Origin of the sequence: Rhizobacter sp. OV335, from assembly GCF_900142965.1 — a bacterium.
Taxonomy (GTDB): domain Bacteria; phylum Pseudomonadota; class Gammaproteobacteria; order Burkholderiales; family Burkholderiaceae_C; genus Rhizobacter.
Map to the genome: position 1 here is coordinate 1 of NZ_FRCQ01000026.1, position 21,904 is coordinate 21,904.

The 21,904-nt window shown below is 68.1% G+C and carries 20 protein-coding genes; 6 read left to right on the forward strand and 14 right to left on the reverse strand.

All coding sequences use genetic code 11. The features are described from left to right. Positions 1-231: 231 nt before the first annotated feature. The 9 genes from yjfF to araD1 all read right to left on the reverse strand — a co-directional run bounded on the left by yjfF (position 232) and on the right by araD1 (position 11,376). Positions 232-1,251, reverse strand: a complete 1,020-nt coding sequence (gene yjfF, locus BUE42_RS23380) for a galactofuranose ABC transporter, permease protein YjfF (RefSeq protein WP_073467700.1) — start codon at positions 1,249-1,251, stop codon at positions 232-234. Then, the gene (locus BUE42_RS23385; protein WP_073467701.1) at positions 1,248-2,288 is read right to left on the reverse strand and encodes an ABC transporter permease; all 1,041 of its coding nucleotides are present in this window, start codon (positions 2,286-2,288) and stop codon (positions 1,248-1,250) included. The genes yjfF and BUE42_RS23385 overlap by 4 nt, the downstream gene beginning before the upstream one ends. Continuing rightward, positions 2,285-3,796, reverse strand: a complete 1,512-nt coding sequence (locus BUE42_RS23390; protein WP_073467702.1) for a sugar ABC transporter ATP-binding protein — start codon at positions 3,794-3,796, stop codon at positions 2,285-2,287. The genes BUE42_RS23385 and BUE42_RS23390 overlap by 4 nt, the downstream gene beginning before the upstream one ends. Position 3,797: 1 nt before the next feature. After that, complete coding sequence (gene mmsB / locus BUE42_RS23395; RefSeq protein WP_073467703.1) at positions 3,798-4,994, reverse strand: multiple monosaccharide ABC transporter permease; 1,197 nt, start codon at positions 4,992-4,994, stop codon at positions 3,798-3,800. Further along, positions 4,984-6,585 (reverse strand): multiple monosaccharide ABC transporter ATP-binding protein, encoded by a 1,602-nt coding sequence (mmsA, locus tag BUE42_RS23400; protein ID WP_083614455.1) that lies wholly within the window; start codon positions 6,583-6,585, stop codon positions 4,984-4,986. Before mmsA ends, mmsB begins: the two co-directional genes overlap by 11 nt. Before the next feature lie 80 nt (positions 6,586-6,665). After that, positions 6,666-7,727 (reverse strand): multiple monosaccharide ABC transporter substrate-binding protein, encoded by a 1,062-nt coding sequence (gene chvE, locus BUE42_RS23405; RefSeq protein WP_369822996.1) that lies wholly within the window; start codon positions 7,725-7,727, stop codon positions 6,666-6,668. Between the two features lie 126 nt (positions 7,728-7,853). Continuing rightward, positions 7,854-8,819: an ABC transporter substrate-binding protein gene (locus BUE42_RS23410; protein WP_143171708.1), complete on the reverse strand. Its 966-nt coding sequence runs from the start codon at positions 8,817-8,819 to the stop codon at positions 7,854-7,856. Positions 8,820-8,924: 105 nt separating this feature from the next. Further along, on the reverse strand, positions 8,925-10,361 hold the full coding sequence (locus tag BUE42_RS23415; RefSeq protein WP_073467706.1) for an aldehyde dehydrogenase family protein: 1,437 nt from the start codon (positions 10,359-10,361) through the stop codon (positions 8,925-8,927). 13 nt (positions 10,362-10,374) lie between these two features. Then, on the reverse strand, positions 10,375-11,376 hold the full coding sequence (gene araD1 / locus BUE42_RS23420; RefSeq protein WP_073467707.1) for an AraD1 family protein: 1,002 nt from the start codon (positions 11,374-11,376) through the stop codon (positions 10,375-10,377). Positions 11,377-11,546: 170 nt separating this feature from the next. On the opposite strand from araD1, the gene BUE42_RS23425 reads away from it, so the two are divergent. Further along, entirely contained in the window at positions 11,547-12,515 is a 969-nt protein-coding gene (locus BUE42_RS23425; RefSeq protein WP_073467708.1) for a LysR family transcriptional regulator, read from the forward strand. On the opposite strand, the gene BUE42_RS23430 is transcribed toward BUE42_RS23425, so the two are convergent. After that, complete coding sequence (locus BUE42_RS23430) at positions 12,516-13,298, reverse strand: SDR family NAD(P)-dependent oxidoreductase (RefSeq protein ID WP_073467709.1); 783 nt, start codon at positions 13,296-13,298, stop codon at positions 12,516-12,518. 149 nt (positions 13,299-13,447) lie between these two features. Between BUE42_RS23430 and BUE42_RS23435 the strand changes: the two genes are divergently transcribed. Next, positions 13,448-15,181: an IlvD/Edd family dehydratase gene (locus tag BUE42_RS23435; RefSeq protein WP_073467710.1), complete on the forward strand. Its 1,734-nt coding sequence runs from the start codon at positions 13,448-13,450 to the stop codon at positions 15,179-15,181. 9 nt (positions 15,182-15,190) lie between these two features. After that, complete coding sequence (locus tag BUE42_RS23440) at positions 15,191-16,102, forward strand: SMP-30/gluconolactonase/LRE family protein (protein ID WP_369822994.1); 912 nt, start codon at positions 15,191-15,193, stop codon at positions 16,100-16,102. Between the two features lie 6 nt (positions 16,103-16,108). On the opposite strand, the gene BUE42_RS23445 is transcribed toward BUE42_RS23440, so the two are convergent. Further along, on the reverse strand, positions 16,109-16,375 hold the full coding sequence (locus tag BUE42_RS23445) for a hypothetical protein (RefSeq protein ID WP_073467712.1): 267 nt from the start codon (positions 16,373-16,375) through the stop codon (positions 16,109-16,111). Positions 16,376-16,525: 150 nt separating this feature from the next. Between BUE42_RS23445 and BUE42_RS23450 the strand changes: the two genes are divergently transcribed. The 3 genes from BUE42_RS23450 to BUE42_RS23460 all read left to right on the forward strand — a co-directional run bounded on the left by BUE42_RS23450 (position 16,526) and on the right by BUE42_RS23460 (position 18,345). Then, positions 16,526-17,080 carry a GNAT family N-acetyltransferase gene (locus BUE42_RS23450; protein ID WP_073467713.1) on the forward strand — a complete coding sequence of 185 codons (555 nt, stop codon included), beginning with the start codon at positions 16,526-16,528 and terminating at the stop codon, positions 17,078-17,080. A gap of 107 nt (positions 17,081-17,187) precedes the next feature. Next, positions 17,188-17,664, forward strand: a complete 477-nt coding sequence (locus tag BUE42_RS23455) for an SET domain-containing protein (protein WP_083614458.1) — start codon at positions 17,188-17,190, stop codon at positions 17,662-17,664. 18 nt (positions 17,665-17,682) lie between these two features. Continuing rightward, a complete protein-coding gene (locus BUE42_RS23460) occupies positions 17,683-18,345 on the forward strand; it encodes a DNA-3-methyladenine glycosylase I (protein ID WP_073467714.1) in 663 nt (220 codons plus the stop codon). Between the two features lie 3 nt (positions 18,346-18,348). On the opposite strand, the gene malZ is transcribed toward BUE42_RS23460, so the two are convergent. The 3 genes from malZ to BUE42_RS23475 all read right to left on the reverse strand — a co-directional run bounded on the left by malZ (position 18,349) and on the right by BUE42_RS23475 (position 21,806). Then, the gene (malZ, locus tag BUE42_RS23465; RefSeq protein ID WP_073467715.1) at positions 18,349-20,172 is read right to left on the reverse strand and encodes a maltodextrin glucosidase; all 1,824 of its coding nucleotides are present in this window, start codon (positions 20,170-20,172) and stop codon (positions 18,349-18,351) included. An 88-nt stretch (positions 20,173-20,260) separates the two neighbouring features. Beyond that, positions 20,261-21,151 carry a pirin family protein gene (locus BUE42_RS23470; RefSeq protein WP_073467716.1) on the reverse strand — a complete coding sequence of 297 codons (891 nt, stop codon included), beginning with the start codon at positions 21,149-21,151 and terminating at the stop codon, positions 20,261-20,263. A 52-nt stretch (positions 21,152-21,203) separates the two neighbouring features. Beyond that, a complete protein-coding gene (locus BUE42_RS23475; RefSeq protein ID WP_073467717.1) occupies positions 21,204-21,806 on the reverse strand; it encodes an FMN-dependent NADH-azoreductase in 603 nt (200 codons plus the stop codon). Positions 21,807-21,904: the final 98 nt, after the last annotated feature.

Genomic DNA, 21,904 nt, shown 5'->3' on the forward strand with positions numbered 1-21,904 from the left:
CCCGTAGCACGCCCGCGACGAGTCTTTCGACGTCGCGCCCGGGCCCGTTCGGAAATAACCGCCCCAATCGACGGCTTGTGCAGAGGTGGCGCCCAGCACGCTGGCTGCGGCGGCAGCCAGGGCGAGCACGGTCTGGCGGTGGGGGAATGTCTTCACGGAAGTCTCCTTGGTTTTTGGATGCACAGGTAGAACACAGGACCTGGGGGAGCCCTGCAGAGGGAACGGGGTGCGTCAGCCGCGCTTGCGGCCCGATTCGAAAACGCGTTGCAGCAGGCAGAACACGAACAGCAGCCCGCCGATCACGATGCGGGTCCACCACGAACTCAGGCTGCCGTCGAACATGATCAGCGTCTGGATGATCCCGAGCATCAGCACGCCGAACAGCGTGCCCAGCACATAGCCGACGCCGCCGGTGAGCAAGGTGCCGCCGATCACGACCGCCGCGATCGCGTCCAGCTCCAGCCCGACCGCGTGCAGGCCGTAGCCCGACAGCATGTAGAAGGTGAACACCACGCCGGCCAGCGCCGAGCAGAAACCGCTGACGGTGTAGACGCCGACCAGCGTGCTGCGCACCGGCAGGCCCATCAGCACCGCCGAATGCTCGTTGCCGCCGATCGCGTACACCGTGCGGCCGAACTGCGTGTAGTGCGCGACGAACACCGCCAGCACCACGACGGCGAGCGCGATGATCGCGCTGACCGACAGCTCGGCGCCCTCCCACAGCGGCACGCGCAGCTGCGAGACCTCGGTGTAGAACGGGTTCGTGATGCTGACCGAATCGATGCTGATCAGGTAGCACAGCCCGCGCGCGAGGAACATGCCGGCCAGCGTCACGATGAAGGGCTGCAGCCGGAAGCGCTGGATCAGCACGCCCTGCAGCGCGCCGAAGCCGGTGCCCATCAGCAGCACCAGCGGGAGCACCACGGCCGGGCTCCAGCCGTGCTTCTCGACCAGCGAGGCCGACACCATCGTCGTCAGCGCGATCACCGAGCCCACCGACAGGTCGATGCCGCCCGACAGGATCACGAAGGTCATGCCGACCGCGACGATGCACAGGAAGGCGTTGTCGATCAGCAGGTTCAGGAACACCTGGGCCGAGAAGAAGCCGGTGTAGAGCACCGAGCCGAGGATCGCCATCACGAGGAACAGCGACACCGTCGCCGCCAGCGGGATGAACTTCGGGTCGAGGCGCAGGCGCTTCGCCAGTGCGGGGGCTGTGCTGGAGCCCATCGGTTGCACGTGCGTGTTCATGCCTTCGCTCCCGGCACGGGCCGCTGCACCAGCGCCCGCAGGCTCTGCCGGAATTCCGGCGACTGCAGCAGCATCACCGCGAACACCACGCCGGCCTTGACGACCAGGTTCACCTCGGGCGGCACGCCCAGCGAGTAGATCGCGTAGGTCAGCGTCTGGATGATCAGTGCGCCGATCACGCTGCCGGCCAGGCTGAAGCGGCCGCCGGTCAGCGCGGTGCCGCCCAGCGTCACCGCGAGGATCGCGTCCAGCTCCATCAGCTGGCCGGCGTTGTTGCCGTCGGCGCTCTTGACGTTCGAGCTGACGATCAACCCGGCCGCGCCGGCACACAGCCCGCAGAAGGCGTACACCCACACCGTGATGCGGCGCGCCCGCACGCCGGCCACGCGCGCGGCCGACGGGTTCACGCCGACCGCCTGGATGAACAGGCCGAGCGCGGTGCGCGTCGTCACCCACCACAGCAGCACGAACACCGCCGCCGCGATGAACAGCGAGAACGGCAACCCGAGCAGGTAGCCGCTGCCGAGGAAGAAGTACGGCCCGTAGTAGATCGTGATGATCTGCCCGCCGGTGATCAGCTGCGCGATGCCGCGGCCGGCCACCATCAGGATCAGCGTCGCGATGATCGGCTGCATGCCGACGCGCGCGACCAGCACGCCGTTCCACAGCCCGCACACCAGCGCGACGCCGAGCGCGCCGGCGATCGCCGCCCACATCGGGAAGCGGCTCGCATGCGTGGCCACGCCGTCGACGATGACCAGCGAGCCGCCGATCATCCAGGCCGCGATGGCCGCGGCGATGGCCACCACCGCGCCGACCGAGATGTCGATGCCGCGCGTCGCGATCACCAGCGTCATGCCGAGCGACACCAGCATCAGCGGCGCCGCGCGGTTCAGGATGTCGACCAGGCTGCCATACAGGTGGCCGTCGCGCCATTCGAGGTGCAGGAAGCTGCTGTTGAACGCGGCGTTCAGCGTCAGCAGCAGCAGCAGCGTGACCAGCGGCCACGCGAGGCGGTGTTTGAAGAGTGCGCTCATGCCTGCGCCGCGATCACGTGGTAGACCGCCTGCTCGCTGCTGCCGGCCGGCAGCTCGGCAACCTTGCGGCGATCGCGCAGCACCGCGATGCGGTGCGAGACGCGCACGACCTCGCTCATCTCCGACGAGATGAACAGCACCGACATGCCTTGCTGCGCGAGTCGCAGGATCTCGTCCATGATCTCCTGCTTGGCCGCGACGTCGATACCGCGCGTCGGTTCGTCGAGGATCAGCAGCCGCGGCTCGGTCGCGAGCCAGCGCGCGAGCATCGCCTTCTGCTGGTTGCCGCCCGACAACAGGCCGATCGGCGTCTCGATGCTCGCGGTCTTGATGCCCAGCGCCTTCACGAAGCGCTCGGCCATCTCGGCCTGCTGCTCGCGCGACAGCGTCTTCGCGAGGCCGTGGCGGGCCTGCAGCGCGAGCGCGATGTTCTCGCGCACCGACAGCTCGGCGACGATGCCGTCGGTCTTGCGGTCTTCGGGGCACAGGCCGATGCCGTGGCGCACCGCGTCGGCCGGGCTGTGCAGCTGCACCGGCTGGCCGTCGACCTGCAACGTGCCCTGGTCGTTCGCGGCCAGGCCGAACAGCAGCCGCGCGAGTTCGGTGCGGCCGGAGCCGAGCAGCCCGCCCAGGCCCAGCACCTCGCCGGGGTACAGGTCGAGGTCGACCGGCTGCAGTTGGCCCTGCTGGCCGAGGCCCTGGGCGCGCAGCAGCGGTTGGCCGTCGTGCGGGCGCGCGCTCGGCGCGGCACCCGACTGGCTGGCCAGCTCGCGGCCGATCATCGCGGTGATCAAGGCCGGCGCGTTCAGCTCGGCGGCCGGCTTCTCGCAGACGAACTCGCCGTTGCGCAGCACCGTGATGCGGTCGGAGATCGCGTAGACCTGCTCGAGGAAGTGGGTCACGAACAGGATCGCGAGGCCCTCGCCACGCAGCTGGCGCAGCACGCCGAACAAGCGCTTGACCTCGTCTTCATCCAGGCTGGAGGTCGGCTCGTCGAGGATCAGCACCTTCGCCTCGACGCTCAGCGCGCGGGCGATCGACACCATCTGCTGCACTGCCACCGAGTAGGTGGCCAGGCCGCGCGTCACGTCGATGTCGAGGTTCAGCCGCGTCAGCAGCTCGCGCGCCTGCACGTTCATGCGCGCCCAGTCGATGCGCCAGCCGCCGCGCGCGCCCTTGCGCGGGTAGCGGCCGGCGAAGATGTTCTCGGCCACCGACAGGTTGGTGCAGAGGTTCACCTCCTGGTAGACGGTGCTGATGCCCAGCTGCTGCGCCTGCTGCGGCGTGGTCGGGCGGATCGGCGCGCCGGCCAGCGTGAACTCGCCGGCATCGGCCGCATGCACGCCGGTCAGCACCTTGATCAGCGTCGACTTGCCGGCGCCGTTCTGGCCCATCAGCGCATGCACCTCGCCGGGGAACAGGCGCAGGCCGACGTTCGTCAGCGCGCGCACGCCGAGGAACTGCTTGCTGACGCCGCGAAGCTCCAGCACCGGCGACGTGGCGCTCATGTCAGGCCTTGTTCTTGTTGTAGACGTCGAGGAACACGGCGGCCAGCAACACGAGGCCCTTGATGACCTGCTGGTAGTCGATGCCGATGCCCATGATCGACATGCCGTTGTTCATCACGCCCATCACGAACGCGCCGATCACCGCGCCCATCACCTTGCCGACGCCGCCCGAGGCCGAGGCCCCGCCGATGAAGCAGGCCGCGATCACGTCCAGCTCGAAGCCGACGCCGGCCTTCGGCGTCGCGGTGTTCAGCCGCGCCGCGAACACCAGCCCGGCCAGCGCCGCCAGCACGCCCATGTTGACGAAGGTGTAGAACGACAGCCGCTCGGTCTTGATGCCCGACAGCTTGGCCGCCTTCTCGTTGCCGCCGAGCGCATAGATGCGCCGCCCGATCGTGCTGCGCCGCGTGACGAAGTCGTAGGCCACCATCAGCAGCACCATGATGATCAGCACGTTCGGCAGACCGCGGTACGACGCCAGCAGGTAGCTGAAGAACAGGATCACCGCGGCGAACGCCGCCGTTTTCGCGAGGAAGAACGGGTACGGCTCTTCTTCCATGCCGTGGCGGGTCTGCGCGATGCGCCCGCGCACCTTCAGCACCACCATCACCAGCACCGTGATCACGCCCAGCAGCAGCGAGGTCAGCCGCAACTCCGCACCGGCGAACAGGTCGGGGATGAAGCCCGAGCTCAGGCGCTGGAACTCGACCGGGAACGGCCCGACCGACTGGCCCTGCAGCAGCGCGAGCGCGAGGCCCTTGAACACCAGCATGCCGGCCAGCGTGACGATGAACGACGGGATCCGGAAGTACGCGACGAACCAGCCCTGCGCGGCGCCGATCATGCCGCCCACCAGCATGCAGCCGAGGATGGTCCAGACCCAGTGGATCTCGTGGTTCACCATCATCACCGCGGCCAGCGCGCCGATGAAGCCGGCCACCGAGCCGACCGACAGGTCGATGTGCCCGGCCACGATCACCAGCAGCATGCCCAGCGCCATGATGACGATGTAGCTGTTCTGCAGCACCAGGTTCGTCAGGTTCAGCGGCTTCAGCAGCGTGCCGTCGGTCAGGTACTGGAACAGCCCCATGATCGCGACCAGCGACAGCAGCATGCCGTACTCGCGCACGTTGTTCTTCAGGAAGCCGCGGTACTCCTTGGGCGGCACGGGGGCCGCCGCGGCGATGTCAGTTGCCATGTTTCGTCTCTCCGGCCAGGGGGCCGTGTTCAGTGTCCAGCTTCGGTGGCGCGTCCATGCCGTCGTGCGAGCCGGCCCGCATGATGGCGCGCATGATCCGTTCCTGCGACGCCTCGGCCGCCGGGAATTCGCCGACGAAGCGGCCTTCGTTCATCACGTAGATGCGGTCGCACATGCCCAGCAGCTCGGGCATCTCCGACGAGATCATCAGGATGCATTTGCCCTCGGCCGCCAGCGCGTCGATGATGGTGTAGATCTCGTACTTGGCGCCGACGTCGATGCCGCGCGTCGGCTCGTCGAGGATCAGCAGCTCCGGCTGCGAGAACAGCCACTTGCTCAGCACCACCTTCTGCTGGTTGCCACCCGACAGGTTGACCACCGGCTGGTACACGCTCGATGAGCGCGTGTTCAGCCGGCGCCGGAAATCGCTCGCCACGTTGAACTCGCGCCCGTCGTCGATCACGCCGAGGCGCGACACCGCCGGCAGGTTCGCGAGCGTGGTGTTCTTCTTGATGTCCTCGGCCAGCACCAGGCCGAGGCCCTTGCGGTCCTCGGTGACGTAGGCGATGCGGTGGGCAATCGCCTTCTGCACCGTCGACACGTCGATCACCTCGCCGTGCATGCGCACTTCGCCGCTGATGCGCTGGCCGTAGGAGCGGCCGAACACGCTCATCGCGAGCTCGGTGCGCCCGGCGCCCATCAGGCCGGCGATGCCGACGATCTCGCCGCGCTTGACATTCAGGTTCACGCCCTTCACGACCAGCCGGTCGGCATGCACCTGGTGGTGCACCTTCCAGTCGCGCACCTCGAACACGGTGTCGCCGATCTGCGGCGTGCGCTTCGGGTAGCGGTCGGCCATCTCGCGGCCGACCATGTTGCGGATGATCCGGTCTTCGCTGATCGCCTCGGCCCGGCAGTCCATCGTCTCGACAGTGCCGCCGTCGCGCAGCACGGTGATCGAATCGGCGACCTTCGAGACCTCGTTCAGCTTGTGCGAGATCAGGATCGCCGAGATGCCCTGTGCCTTCAGTTCGAGCAGCAGCTCGAGCAGCGCATTGCTGTCGCTCTCGTTCAGGCTCGCGGTCGGCTCGTCGAGGATCAAGAGCTTGACCTCTTTCGACAAGGCCTTCGCGATCTCGATCAGCTGCTGCTTGCCGACCCCCAGGTTGGTGATCAGCGTCGACGGCGATTCCTTCAGCCCGACCTTCTCCAGCAGCTCGTGCGTGCGCCGGTGCGACTCGAACCAGTCGATCACACCCAGCTTCGCGCGCTCGTTGCCGAGGAAGATGTTCTCGGCGATCGACAGCAGCGGCACCAGCGCGAGCTCCTGGTGGATGATGATGATGCCGAGCTTCTCGCTGTCGGAGATGCCGGCGAACTTGCGCAGCTTGCCCTGGTAGTGGATCTCGCCGGTGTAGGAGTCGTGCGGGTACACCCCGCTGAGCACCTTCATCAGCGTCGACTTGCCGGCGCCGTTCTCGCCGACCACCGCATGGATCTCGCCCTGGCGCACGACGAGGTTGACGTCGTTCAGGGCGGTCACGCCGTGGAATTTCTTGGTGATGCCGCGCATCTCCAGGATGGCTTCCATCCTTGGTCCTCTGGATCGTTCCGACTGCAAAAAAGGGTTCTGCGCATCAAGCGCAGAACCCACGCCGCGCCAAGTGACGGTTACTTCAGTTGCGCTTCGGTGTAGTAGCCGCTGCCGACCAGCACCTGTTTCCAGTTGCTCGCGTCGACGCTGACCGGCTTCAGCAGGTACGACGGCACCACCTTCACGCCGTTGTTGTAGGTCTTGGTGTCGTTGATCTCGGGCTTCTTGCCCGACAGCGCCGCGTCGACCATGCCGACCGTGACCTTGGCCAGTTCACGCGTGTCCTTGAAGATGGTCGAGGTCTGCTCGCCCTTCTGGATCGACTTGACCGACTGCACTTCGGCGTCCTGGCCGGTGATGACCGGCATCGGCGACTTCGGCGTGCCGTAGCCGACGCCCTTCAGCGACGAGATGATGCCGATCGACAGGCCGTCGTACGGCGACAGCACGGCGTCGACGTGGGCGCCCGAGTAGTAGGCGCTCAGCAGGTTGTCCATGCGGGCCTGGGCGACGGCGCCGTCCCAGCGCAGCGTGGCGACCTTGTCCATGCCGACCTGCTTGCTGCGCACCACGAGCTTGCCGCTCTTGATGTACGGATCGAGCACCGACATCGCGCCGTTGTAGAAGAAGAACGCGTTGTTGTCGTCGGCCGAGCCGCCGAACAGCTCGATGTTGAACGGACCCTTGCCGCTCTTCAGGCCCAGCTTCTGCTCGATGTAGCTGGCTTGCAGCACGCCGACCTGGAAGTTGTCGAAGGTGGCGTAGTAGTCGACGTTCTTCGAGCCGCGGATCAGGCGGTCGTAGGCGATGACCTTGACGCCCTTGTCGGCGGCCTTCTGCAGCACGTCGGTGAGGGTCGTGCCGTCGATCGCGGCGATCACCAGCACCTTGGCGCCCTTGGTGATCATGTTCTCGATCTGCGCCAGCTGGTTCGGGATGTCGTCCTCGGCGTACTGCAGGTCGGTCTTGTAGCCCTTTTCCTGGAGGTACTTGACCATGTTGGCGCCGTCGGCGATCCAGCGTGCGGACGATTTCGTCGGCATCGAGATCGCGATCGGACCCTTGTCCTGCGCGTGGACGGCCAAAGGCGCAATGGCCACGGCTGCAAAAGTGGCCAGCGTGGCCAGGATCGTACGGATGGTTTTCACTTCTCTGTCTCCATTCATGGGGGGTTCGTCATCGCCGCTCCACTGGGCGGCGGCCGGAGCGCGGCCTGCTCCGGCAGGCTTCGCGGTTCACTGCGAAGCCCAGTCTCACCCCATCGCTCAATACTTGCGATTGGGGAATTCCTTGGCAGCGACTTCCATCGGGAAGACGCCTTCCTGCGTCACGATGCGCTTCGGGATGGTCTTGCCGGCCACCAGGTCCTTGGCGGCCTGCATCAGCTGCGGGCCGAGCAGCGGGCTGCATTCGACCGTCACGTTCAGCTTGCCGGCGATCATGGCCTCGAAGGCGCCCTTCACGGCGTCGATCGAGATGATCACGATGTCCTTCGCGGGCTTCAGGCCGGCTTCCTCGATCGCCTGGATCGCGCCGATGGCCATGTCGTCGTTGTGCGCGTAAAGCACATTGATCTTCTTGCCCTCGGCCTTCAGGAAGGCTTCCATCACTTCCTTGCCCTTGGCACGGGTGAAGTCGCCGGTCTGCGAGCGGATGATCTTGAACTTCGGATCGGCCTTGATGATTTCCTCGAAGCCCTTCTTGCGGTCGATCGCCGGGGCGGAGCCGACGGTGCCCTGCAGTTCGACGATGTTCACGTCGCTCTGCACGCCCTTCATCTTCTCGACCAGCCAGCGGCCGGCGCGGCGGCCTTCCTCGACGAAGTCGGAGCCCATGAAGGCGACCCACAGGCTGTCGTCCTTCTCGTCGACCGCGCGGTCCGACAGGATCACCGGGATCTTGGCGGCCTTGGCCTCGCGCAGCACCGTGCCCCAGCCCGATTCGACCACCGGCGAGAACGCGATCACGTCGACCTTCTGCGCGATGAAGCTGCGGATGGCCTTGATCTGGTTCTCCTGCTTCTGCTGCGCGTCGGAGAACTTCAGGTCGATGCCGGCTTCCTTCGCGGACGACTTGATCGATTCGCTGTTGGCGGTGCGCCATTCGCTCTCGGCGCCGATCTGGCTGAAGCCGAGCACGATCTTCTTCTGCGCGAAGGCCTTGAACGGCAGGGCCGCGGCCAGGGATGCCGCAGCCATCGCTGCGAACAGGGTACGTCTTTGGAATTTCACGGTTGTCTCCTCTTGGTGGGTGGCATGAAAAACGCGCGGCTTTGTAGGTGCCGCATCAAAGCGCTAGGGCGGTGAAGCTCAGGCGTGGGTGGAACTCCTCTGTCTTCAAGCCAGCGTGTACGCCGTCTTGACCGTGGTGTAGAACTCTGCGGCGTAGCGGCCCTGCTCGCGCGGGCCATGGCTCGACCCCTTGCGGCCGCCGAACGGCACGTGGTAGTCGACGCCGGCGGTCGGCAGGTTGACCATCACCATGCCGACCTTGGCCTGCCGCTTGAACTGGGTCGACAGCTTCAGCGATTGGGTGACGACGCCGGCGCACAGGCCGAACGGCGTGTCGTTGGCGAGCGCGACGGCATGCTCGAAGCCGTCGGCCTTCAGCACGCAGGCGACCGGCCCGAAGATTTCCTCGCGCGCCACGCGGTGCTGCGGCTGCGCGAGCAGCAGCGCCGGCGCCATGAAGTGCCCGCGCGTCGCGCGCTGCAGCAGCTCGCCGCCGGTGACGAGTTCGGCGCCTTCGTTGCGCGCGATCTCCAGATAGCTGAGGTTGGTGTCGAGCTGGCTGCGGTCGACCACCGGGCCGATGTCGATGCCGCGCTCCAGCGCATGGCCGACCTTCAGCGCGAGCGTGCGCTGGCGCATCTTCGTGACGAAGCGGTCGTGCACCGTCGCGTCGACGATGATCCGGCTGGACGCGGTGCAGCGCTGGCCGGTCGAGAAGAAGGCGCCCTGCACCGCGCATTCGACAGCCTGGTCGAGGTCGGCGTCGGCCAACACCACCAGCGGGTTTTTCCCGCCCATCTCGAGCTGCACCTTGGCGCGTCGTGCGGTGGCGGCCTTCAGGATCTGCTCGCCGGTGCCCACCGAGCCGGTGAAGCTGATCGCGTCGACGAGCGGGCTGTCGACCATCGCCTGGCCCACTTGGCGGCCGCTGCCCATCACCAGGTTGAACACGCCCGCCGGCAGCCCGGCGCGGCTGATGATCTCGGCCAGCGCGGCGGCGCAGGCCGGCACCAGCTCGGCCGGCTTGAAGACGACGCTGTTGCCGTAGGCCAGCGCCGGCGCGATCTTCCATGCGGGAATCGCGAGCGGGAAATTCCACGGCGCGATGATGCCGACCACGCCGACCGGTTCGCGCGTGATGTCGACCTCGACGCCCGGCCGCACCGACGGCAGGTGCTCGCCGGCCGCGCGCAGCGCCTCGCCGGCGAAGAACTTGAAGATGTTGCCGGCGCGCGCGGCCTCGCCGATCGCCTCGGGCAGGGTCTTGCCTTCCTCGCGCGCCAGCAGCTGGCCGAGTTCGTCCTTGCGGGCGAGGATCTCGCTGCCGATCTGGTCGAGCGCATCGGCACGGCGCTGCGGCGTGCTCAGGCCCCAGGCCGGCGCGGCATCGGCCGCGGCGCGGATCGCGACCTCGGCCTGGTTGCCGTCGGCGCGGGCGTACTCGGCCACCACCTCGTCCAGGTCGGACGGGTTGCTGCTCATGCCGGTCGTGACACCGGTCTCCCAGCGGCCGTTGATGTAGTTCTTGTAGCTTTGCGCCATGGCTCGCACCGGGTTAGAGGGCGCGCACGCCGCCGATCGCGAAGCCGCGGTCGACCAGTGCGAGCGGGTTCACGAGCGGCGCGCCGAGCGCCGGCAGGTCGATCTCGAAGCGGTCGCCCGGCTCGACGCGGAGGTTGTCGCTGAAGCTGAGCGTCGCGGTGCCGAAGAAGTGCAGGTGCACGTCGCCCGGCTGGCGGTGCGCCGCGTACTTGAAGTGGTGGTATTCGAGGTTGGCCAGCGAATGGCACATGTTGGCCTCGCCGGTCAGGAAGGGCTTCTCCCAGCGGATCTCGTTGCCGCGCCGGATGCGGCTCGTGCCTTCGAGGTGCGCCGGCAACGCGCCGCTGCGCAGCTCGGGACCGATCGCGCACACGCGCAGCTTCGAATGGGCCAGGTAGAGGTAGTTCTGGCGCTCGGTGACGTGGTCGGAGAATTCGTTGCCGATCGCGTAGCCCAGGCGGTACGGCTGGCCATCGGGGCCGATCACGTACAGGCCGACCAGCTCGGGCTCCTCGCCGCCGTCGAGGGCGAAATCGGGCATCGCGAGCGGCGCGCCGGGCGCCGCGACGATGCTGCCGTTGCCCTTGTAGAACCACTCGGGCTGCACGCCCGGCTGGCCGTCGGCCGGGCGGCCGCCGTCCATGCCCCACTTGAAGATGCGCATCGAATCCGACAGCGATTCCTCGCCGGCCGACAGCTTCTGGTGCATCGCGTCGCGCGCCGACGCGCTGCCGGTGTGCGTCAGGCCGGTGCCGGTGACGAGGCAGTGCGCGACATCGGGGTGCGCCAGCGGTGTCAGCACGCGCTGCTCGCGCAGCAGGGCGTCATAGGGCAGCGCCTCGCCGCTGAGGGCCGGCTGCGCCAGCACGTCGACCGACACCCGGCGCGCGATCGCCGCCAGCGCCAGTTCATAGCTGCTGACGAAACCGCCGACCGCGCGGACCGAACGGCCGTCGTCCGCGACGCAACCCACATGCTGCGTGCCGTTGTCGGCGAGGAACTGGATCAGTCTCATGGGGCAGTCGGTTCCCGGTCTGGCGAGCGAGGCTCGGGTGAAGGTGCCGCATCCTAATGAGGTGAGCTATAACTTTCTAATAGTTATTTGCCGAAAACACATATACGATCCGGCATCGATAAAAACCCTAGTGGCGTCCTCGAAGGCGCCCATTGAGACAGCGCCCTCGCATGACGAACTACACCCACTGGTTCATCCGCGCCCGCCTGAAGACGAGGCAGCTGTTGCTGCTGGTGGCGCTCGACGAAGAGGGCAACATCCACCGCGCGGCCCAGGTGCTCAACATGACGCAGCCGGCCGCGTCGAAGCTGCTGAAGGACCTGGAGGACGTGCTCGAGGTGCCGCTGTTCGAGCGGCTGCCGCGCGGCATGCGGCCCACCTGGTACGGCGAGACGATGATCCGCCACGCGCGGGTTGCGCTCAGCAGCCTGAACCAGGCGCACGACGAGCTGGAGGCGATCAAGGCCGGGCGTTTCGGGCAGGTCAGCGTCGGCGCGATCACCGCGCCCGGGCTGGTGCTGCTGCCGCCGGCGGTGGCGCTGGTGAAGCAGTCGCACCCCAGCCTGCGCATCGGCGTGCAGATCGAGACCAGCGACGTGCTGCTCGAGCGGCTGGCGCAGGGCAAGCTCGACATGCTGGTGGCGCGGCTGTTCGCACAGCACGACAAGACCGATTTGCGCTACGAGACGCTGACCGAGGAGCCGGTGTGCGCGATCACGCGGCCGGGGCACCCGCTGCTGTCGGTGGCGCACCTGGGGCTGCGCGACGTGGTGAGCGCCGGCTGGATCGTGTCGCCCAGCGGCAGCGTGCTGCGGCACCGCTTCGACCTGATGTTCCAGGAAGACGGGCTGGAGGCACCGATGAACGTGATCGAGACCTCGGCGCTGCTGTTCATGACGAAGATGCTGCAACAGAGCGACATGATCGCGGTGGTGGCGACCGACGTGGCGCGCTACTACGCGGCGCACGGCATCGTGTCGATGCTGCCGATCGCGCTGCCCTGCCAGATGGATGCGTTCGGCATCATCACCCGCACCGACCGGCTGCTGTCGCCGGCGGCGAAGGTGATGCTGAAGGCGTTGAAGACGACGGCGGTCACCGTCTACGGCGCCAAGTTCGACCTCGGCGCCGAGGCGTGATCAGGACCAGCCGGCGTCGACCTTGAACTCCTGCGCGGTGCACATCGCGCTGTCGTCCGCTGCCAGGAACAGCACCATCCGCGCCACGTCCCCGGGCTGCAGCTTGTCCGGCAGGCACTGGTTGCGCTTCAGCACCTGCTCGCTCTCGGCGGTGAACCACAGCTTCACCTGCCGCTCCGTCATCACCCAGCCCGGCGACACCGTGTTGACGCGGATCCGGTGCTCGCCCAGCGGCTTGGCCAGCCCGCGCGTCAGCCCGTTCACCGCCGACTTCGCGATCGCGTAGCAGGGGTAGGCGCCGTCCTTGGTCTGCCAGCCGGTCGAGCCGAAATTGATCACCGAGCCGAAGCCCAGCCGCTTCATCCCCGGCACCACCGCCTGGATCGCGAAGAACGCCGGCCGCTCGTTGATCGACATGCGCTGGTCGTAGTACTCCGGCGTCACCGACTCCAGCGTGTGGCGGTCGTCGCTGGCCACGTTGTTGACCAGCACCGCGAAGTCGCCGAGCGCCGCTTCGGCCTCGGCGATCGTCTTCTGCAGCGCCGGCACGTCGCGCACGTCGCAGGGCCGGAACCACGGCGCCGGATGCCCGGCCGCCTCGACCTGCTGCACCAGCTCGCGGCTGGCCGCCTCGGCGACATCGACGAACGCCACCTGCGCGCCCTGCTCAGCGAATGCGCTGACGATGGCCGCACCGATGCCGGTGCCTCCGCCGGTGATGAAAACGCGGCGTCCGCGCAGGCTGGGGAAGGTCGCCAGAGTGCTTGTCGTGGCACTTGCCATGGGGGTTTGTCCTTGATCTATTGCAATTCGGGTATGTGAGAAGCGAATTTAATTATTTTTCTATTATCAATGTGCCTTGATACGATCCGCCGCGTCAAGAGCCTCGTACGACAACCGACGAGACCCGCCCTCCGGAGACAACAGACCCCATGGATTCGAAGAAACCGCCCGCTCCGCCGAAGCGGCGCAGCCAAGCCTGGTTCGGCAAGCAGGACCGCGACGGCTTCGTGCACCGCAGCTGGCTGAAGAACCAGGGCTACCCGCACGACCTGCTCGACGGCCGCCCGATCATCGGCATCTGCAACACCTGGAGCGAGCTGACGCCCTGCAACGGGCACTTCCGCGAGCTGGCCGAATTCGTCAAGCGCGGCGTCTACGAGGCCGGCGGCTTCCCGCTCGAGTTCCCGGTGATGTCGCTCGGCGAAACGCAGCTGCGCCCGACCGCGATGCTGTTCCGCAACCTCGCGAGCATGGACGTCGAGGAATCGATCCGCGGCAACCCGATCGACGGCGTCGTGCTGCTGATGGGCTGCGACAAGACCACGCCGTCGCTGATGATGGGCGCGGCCAGCTGCGACCTGCCGACCATCGGCCTGTCGGGCGGGCCGATGCTGAACGGCAAGTTCCGCGGCAAGGACATCGGCTCGGGCACCGGCGTGTGGCAGATGAGCGAGATGGTGCGCGCCGGCGAGATGACGATGGACGAGTTCACCGCCGCCGAATCGTGCATGCACCGCTCCAAGGGCAGCTGCATGACGATGGGCACCGCGTCGACGATGGCCAGCATGGTCGAGGCGCTCGGCATGTCGCTGCCGGAGAACGCGGCGATCCCCGCGGCCGACACGCGGCGCAACCGGCTCGCGCAGCTGACCGGCCGGCGTATCGTCGAGATGGTCAAGGAAGACCTGCGCATGTCGAAGATCCTGACGCGCGAGGCCTTCGAGAACGCGGTGCGCACCAACGCCGCGATCGGCGGCTCGACCAACGCGGTGATCCACCTGATGGCGATCGCCGGGCGCATCGGCGTCAAGCTCGACCTGGACGACTGGGACAAGCTCGGTGCCGACGTGCCCTGCCTGGTGAACCTGCAGCCCTCGGGCAAGTTCCTGATGGAGGACTTCTACTATGCCGGCGGCCTGCCGGCGGTGCTGACGCAGATCACCGACAAGCTGCACACCGGCGCGCTGACCGCCAACGGCAAGACGCTGGGCGAGAACATCGCCAACATCCCCTGCTACAACCGCGAGGTCATCATGACGCCCGCCGAGCCGTTCATGGCGTCGGCCGGCATCGCGGTGGTGAAGGGCAACCTGGCGCCGAACGGCGCGGTGATCAAGCCGTCGGCCGCGTCGGCGCATCTGCTGAAGCACCGCGGCCGCGCGGTGGTGTTCGAGACCATCGAGGACTTCCACGCGCGCATCGACGATCCCGAGCTGGACATCGACGAGAACTGCGTGATGGTGCTGAAGAACTGCGGCCCGAAGGGCTACCCCGGCATGGCCGAGGTCGGCAACATGCCGCTGCCGCCGAAGGTGCTGCAGAAGGGCATCACCGACATGGTCCGCATCTCGGATGCGCGCATGAGCGGCACCGCGTACGGCACCGTTGTGCTGCACACCTCGCCGGAAGCGGCGGCCGGCGGCCCGCTGGCGCTGGTGCGCGACGGCGACATGATCGAACTCGACGTGCACGAGCGCCGGCTGCACCTGGAGGTGTCGGACGAAGAGCTGGCCGCGCGCCGCGCAAAATGGCAGCCGCCCGAACCGCCGAAGCGCGGCTGGTACAAGCTGTACGTCGAGCACGTGCAGCAGGCCCACCTGGGCGCCGACCTCGACTTCCTGGTCGGCGGCAGCGGTGCCGAAGTGCCCCGCGATTCCCACTAGTCGATGACCTTGCCCTCGCCTGCCCTCGTGCCGAAGCTGTTGTCCGAACCCCGCGTGCTATGGCCCGCGGGCGCCACGCTCGGCGAGGGCACGCTGTGGTCGGCGCGGCGCCAGGCGCTGTACTGGGTCGACATCCTCGGCAGGACGCTGTACCGCTACCACCCGGCCACCGAGTCCCGCGAGCAGTGGTCGTTCGACGAGGAGATCTCGGCGCTGGCCGAGCGCGCCGAAGCACCCGGCCTGCTGGTGACGCTGCGCAGCGGCTTCGCGCTGTTCGACACCGACACCGGGCGGGTCCAGAAGCTGCTCGATCCCGAGGCACACCTGCCGGGCAACCGCTTCAACGACGGCAAGTGCGACCTGCAGGGCCGCTTCTGGGGCGGCACGATGGACTTCGGCTGCAAGGAGCCGACCGGCTCGCTGTACCGCTTCGACGCGAAGCGGCACTGCGAGAAGGTGTTCGATGCGCACTTCGCGGTGACCAACGGGCCGACCTGGTCGCTCGACGGGCGCACGATGTATTTCAACGAGACGGCCGAGCAGCGCATCCATGCGTTCGACTTCGACACCGCCACCGGGACGATCTCGAACCAGCGGCTGTGGCTGCGCTTCGCGAAGGGCGACGGCCACCCCGACGGCATGACGACCGACGCCGACGGGCGCTTGTGGATCGCGCACTGGGGCGCGGCCTGCGTGACCTGCCACGATCCGGTCAGCGCGAAGGAACTGCTGCGCATCGCGCTGCCGACCAGCCACATCACCAACGTGGCGTTCGGCGGGCCGCAGCTGCGCACGCTGTTCATCACCAGCGCGCGCTTCGAGTTGAGTGACGAGCAGCTGGCGGCGCAGCCGTTGGCGGGCGCGCTGTTCTCGGTGGAGGTTGACGTTTCCGGACGCCCTGCGACAGCCTGGGAAGGCTGAGCCGTCCTACTTCCCGAAGAAGTGCTGGAAGATTTCCGGCTCGTCGACTTCGCGCATCGACAGGCCGTCGAGCGCTTCGCGGAACGGCTTCGGCGGCGCGATGGTGTCCATCAGGCTGGCCGGCATCGTGTTCTTCCACGCCGCGCCGCCCTCGTGATCTTCACCGGTGCGACGGACGGCCAGCTTCGGCATCTCTTCCCATTCGATGGCGTCGTTGGACGGCAGCGGACGGAACTGGATGGTCAGGGCTTGCGGGGCGGTCGAGCGGTTCATGGTGTCGGGGCGGTGTCGGACAAGTGGTGCAGCGATGGGATGAAGCGTAGCCGCCGCACCCCGTCCGCAAGCCCGCGATAAGCGGCAGCAACGCCCTTCACTTCCAGAGTCGAGAGGCTTTCGGCAGTCGGCTGGGACAGAATCGCGCGCATGCCACTGACCGCCCCTGCCCCGATCGAAACACCGCGCCTGGTGGTGCGGCAGATCACCGAAGCCGACCTGCCCGGCCTGATGGCCGTCAACGGCGACGACACGGTGACGCAGTTCCTGCCGTACGCGACCTGGCGCTCGATCGACGACGCCACCGCCTGGTACCAACGCATCGCCGGCATCCAGGCGACCGGCAACGCGGTGCAGTTCGTGATCCTGTCGCGCGACGACGCGACGGTGATCGGCGCCGGCCTGCTGTTCAACTTCAACGAGGGCAGCGCCCGCGCCGAACTCGGCTACGTGCTGGGCCGCGCGCACTGGGGCCGTGGCTTGGCGCGCGAGGCGGTCGGCGCGCTGGTCGGCGTCGCGTTCGGATCGATGGGCGTGCGCCGCCTGGAAGCCGAGGTCAATCCGCTGAACCGGGCGTCGGTGCGCTTGCTGCAATCGCTCGGCTTCACGCGCGAGGGGCTGCTGCGCCAGCGCTGGGTCGGCAAGGGCGCGACCTACGACGTCGAACTGCACGGGCTGCTGCGCGACGAGTTCCGTTCGCCCTGAGCCTGTCGAAGGGCCTGCTCGCATCGCACAAGGCTTCGACAGGCTCAGCCCGACCCTTCGACAAGCTCAGGGCGAACGGAGATTGGATTGCTTGCGACAATCCCACCATGCCCCAGCTGCGCACACTCGCCGCCCCTGAACCCGCAAACGTGCTGCCCCGCCCTCGCGGCATCCCGGCCGACCCCCAGAAGTTCGCGCTGACCGTGGGCCCGAGCGCCATCGACGGCCAGGGCGTGTTCGCGGCCGAGGCCATCCCCGCGCGCCGCAAGATCGGCGAGCTGCGCGGCGAGCCGATCAGCGTGGCCGAGGCCCGTCGGCGCGCGCGTGGCGTGGCCCGCATCATGATTGTCGAGGTGTCCGAGCGGCGCGCGATCGATGCCTCGGCGTCGACCGACGCGCTGCGCTTCGCGAACCACTCCTGCCGGCCGAACATGGTGCTGAAGCTGCAACAGGGCCGGGTCGCGTTCCATGCCTTGCGCGACATCGACCCCGGCGAGGAACTGACCGTCGGCTACGGCCGCTCGCACCACCTGGGCCGGCTCGCGTGCCGCTGCGGCGCGCCGGGCTGTGCCGGAACCCTCTGACCCCCAGCCCCGATTCCCATGACGACCCCAGCACACCACCAGGCGGCCGAACGCCGCGGCCTGTTCATCGCCGATGACGGCGTGCCCCGCTGCCACTGGTGCCGCGCGACGCCCGGCTACCAGCACTACCACGACCATGAATGGGGCTTCCCGGTCACCGACGATCGGCGACTGTTCGAGAAGATCTGCCTCGAGGGTTTCCAGGCCGGGCTGAGCTGGCTGACGATCCTGAACAAGCGCGAGTCTTTTCGCGCCGGTTTTGCGAACTTCGAGGCCGAGCAGGTGGCGCGTTTCACCGCGAAAGACGTCGAGCGGCTGCTGGGCGACGCCGGCATCGTGCGCCACCGCGGCAAGATCGAATCGACGATCAACAATGCGCAGCGGGTGCTGGAGATGCGCGCCGAGTTCGGCTCGCTTGCCGCGTATGCCTGGGGCCACGAGCCGGCGGCGCACTCGCGGCCGAAGAAGCTGACGCACGAGGCACTGATCGCGATGACGACCTCGGCGGAGGCGATCGCGATGTCGAAGGATCTGAAGAAGCGCGGCTGGAGCTTCGTCGGGCCGACCACCGTCTATGCGTTCATGCAGGCGATGGGGCTGGTCAATGACCACCGCGAAGGCTGCGCGTCGCGCGATGCGGCGTTGAAGGCGCGGGCAGAGATGACGCCGCCGGCGCGCTGAGCATCAGGCGGCGACGCTCCACAGCCAGGCCGCATCGCGCGCCGACAGCGTCAGGCGGATCGCACGGCCGTCGGACGTCCAGGTGTGGCCGCTCGGCGAGACCCAGCGGGCGATGTCGAACGGCAGCGCGTCGATCGGCACCAGCACCTCGGCCGCATCGCCACGATTCGCCACCAGCAGCGTGACGGCCGTGGCGTTGACCCGCGCGAACGCGATCCAGTCGTCGCCGTGCGCCAGCGTGATGCACGCGCCCTCGCGCAGCTCGGCACGATCGCGGCGCCACGCGGCGAACTGCTTCACCCGCTCGAGGATCCCGCCGCGCCAGCTTGCGCCGCTCCAGTCGACGCAGCGCCGGTTGTCCGGATCGTTGCCACCCTCCAGCCCGACCTCGTCGCCGTAGTAGATGCAGGGCACGCCGGGGTAGCCGAACTGCAGCGCGAGCGCGACGCCGTGCACGGCCTCGTCGCTGCCGAGCACCGTGAACAGGCGCTGCGTGTCGTGGCTGTCGAGCGCGTTCCATTGCGCCAAGGCCACCTCGTGCGGCACGACCGCGCGCGACTCGCCGAGCCACGCCGCGAGGTCGGCCGTCGCGATCGGTGCCGCGCGCCCGCCGAAATCGACACCGGCCAGCCACTGCCACAGCGGCAGCGTGAAGCCCCAGTAGTTCATCGCGGCATCTTCCTGGTCGCCCTGCAGCCAGCTGCTCGCCTCGCTGAAGTGCTCGCCGACCAGGATGGCCTCGGGGTTCTCGTCGCGCACTGCCTCGCGCATCGCGCGCAGCATCGCGGCGTTGTTGCCGGCGCCGGGACCCTCGCCCAGCATGTGCACCGCGTCGAGCCGCCAGCCGTCGGCCGACACCGGCGGCTGCAACCAGCGGCGCAGCACCGAGTGCCGGCCGCGGATGAAGGCATCCAGCACCTCGGGGTGCGCATAGTCGAGCACCGGCAGCGATTGATGGCCCTTCCAGTAGACCGGGTGGCCGTGCGCGTCGCGGGCGTACCAGCCATGCCAGCGCGAATCGGGTGATTGCCACGCGCCGGGTTGCTCGTGCTGCGCGAAGCGGTTGAACCACGGATGGTTCGCGCCGGTGTGGTTCAGCACCGCATCGAGCACCAGGCGCATGCCGCTCGCGTGCAACTGCTGCGACAACGCGACCAGCGCCGCGTCGCCGCCCAGGCCCGCGTCGACATGGTCGTAGTCCTCGGTGTCGTAGCGGTGGTTGCTGCCGGAGCTGAACACCGGCGTCAGGTAGACGGTGGTGACGCCGAGCGCCTGCAGGTGGCCGAGGCGCTCGCCGATGCCGGCCAGGTCGCCGCCGTAGAACGCGCTCCAGGCCGGCTTCACGTCGAGCGGCGCGCCCCACTCGAGCGCATGCACCGGCGCCTTGTCGTAGCCGAAGGCATGCGGCGGGCGCTCGCGCGGCGCGTCGGGGCCGCGCGCGAAGCGGTCGGGGAAGATCTGGTAGATCAGCTGCTGCTGGGCCCAGGCCGGCACCAGCGGCTCGCGGGCGATGCGGAAGTGATGGGCCTCGTTCGGCACGCGCCGCTGCATGCCGGTGGCCGCAAGCCAGTGCGGCGCACCGCCACGCAACACGCGAAAGCAGTAGCGCGTCGTCGGCCCGGTCGGGCACCACGGGATCGTCGCCTCGAAGCAAGCGAAGCGGCCCATGTCGGCCGTGCGCGCCAGCGGCAGCCAAGTCTCTTCGTTGTCGAGCAGGAAGCGCGCATGGACCTCGTCGAGGTCCGGCGTGTCGCTGAGCAGCGTGAGCCGCAGGCCGGCGCCGGTGCGCTCGGCCCACGGGGCGAGGGGCAGGTGTTGAAGGAACATCGGGCAATGCTCATGCAAGAACGACGCACGAGCGTATCAAGCCCAGCGGCCCCCTTGAGGGGGAGGCGCGCAGCGCCTCGGGGGTGGGTCATCCGCCGAACTTGCCAGAACGGTAGTCTTCGACGGCCTGGAAGATCTGCTCGTGCGTGTTCATCACGAACGGACCGTACTGCGCGATCGGCTCGTTCAGCGGCCGGCCGGCGATGATCAGCACCTTCGCGGGCGCATCACCCGCCTGCAGCACGATGCCATCACGCTCGGCACCGTTCTTCAGGATCGCCATGCGCTGCGAGCCCACCGTCGCGCCGCCCACCTCGACCTCGCCGCGGTACACGTAGACGAACGCGTTGTGCGTCGCCGGCAGCACCTGGTCGAAGCGCGCGCCGGGCGCCAGGTGCACGTCCAGGTACAGCGGCTGCGTCACCTCGCGCTGCATCGCGCCGGCCACGCCGTGCGACTCGCCCGCGATCACGCGCACCGTGCTGCCGTCGTCGGTCGTGAACTCGGGGATCTCGTCCGACTGGATGTCGCGGTACCACGGGTCGGCCAGCTTGCGCTCGGCCGGCAGGTTCAGCCACAGCTGGAAGCCTTCCATGCGCCCTGCCTGCTGCTCGGGCAGCTCCGAATGCACGATGCCGCGCCCGGCCGTCATCCATTGCACGCCGCCGTTCTGCAGCAGGCCCTCGTGGCCGGCATTGTCGCGGTGGCGCATGCGGCCGGCGATCATGTAGGTGACGGTCTCGAAGCCGCGGTGCGGGTGGTCCGGGAAGCCGCCGACGTAGTCATCGGCGTTGTCGGTGCCGAAGGCATCGAGCATCAGGAACGGATCCAGCCGGCGCTGCAGCGGCTGCGTCAGCACCCGCGTCAGCTTGACGCCGGCCCCGTCCGATGTGGCCTGGCCCGTCACCAGGCGCTCCAGCTCGCGCGGGCGCGTGACAGCCTCGGTCACGGGGTGGAAGACGGTGGTGGCGGAAGACATGTCGAACTCCTTGGTGGATGGTGGAAGGAACAGAAAGAGAACTCGGAACGGATCAGGCGTGCACGGCTTCGTCGATCTGCGCACGGGCGAAGGCCAGGCCCTTCTCGGCCGCGTCCGGGCCCATGTTCAGGCCTTCGGCGTAGAAGAACTCGACGTCGGTCATGCCCAGGAAGCCCAGCACGGTCTTCAGGTACGGCACCTGCGTGTCGGCCGGCGTGTTGCGGTACTGGCCGCCGCGGGTCAGCGCGACGTAGACCTTCTTGCCGGTCAGCAGGCCTTGCGGGCCCTTGTCGGTGTACGCGAAGGTCACCTTCACCTTCGCGATCGCGTCGATCCAGTTCTTCAGCTGCGCCGGCACGCCGAAGTTGTACATCGGCACGCCCAGCACGACGGCATCGGCGGCCTGGATCTCGGCGATCAGCGCGTCGTCCAGCGCGGCGCGCTCGGCTTGTGCCGGCGTGCGGGCGTCGGCCGGCGTGAACAGCGCGTGCAGCGCAGCCTCGTCGAGCACCGGCTGCGGCGTGACGGCCAGGTCGCGCAGCGTCACGCTGGCGCCGGGGTTCACGGCCAGCAGGCGCGCGGTCAGTTCGTTGGCCAGCACGGTCGATTGCGAACCCTGGGTGCGGGCGCTGGAGTTGATCTGGAGGATGTTCATGGTGGGCTCCGAAAGCGGTTGAATCTCAGTGGGGGAAGCGATGGATGAACTCTAGGCGTCCCACAATCCAACCGGAAGCCATCGGATTGGGTAACATT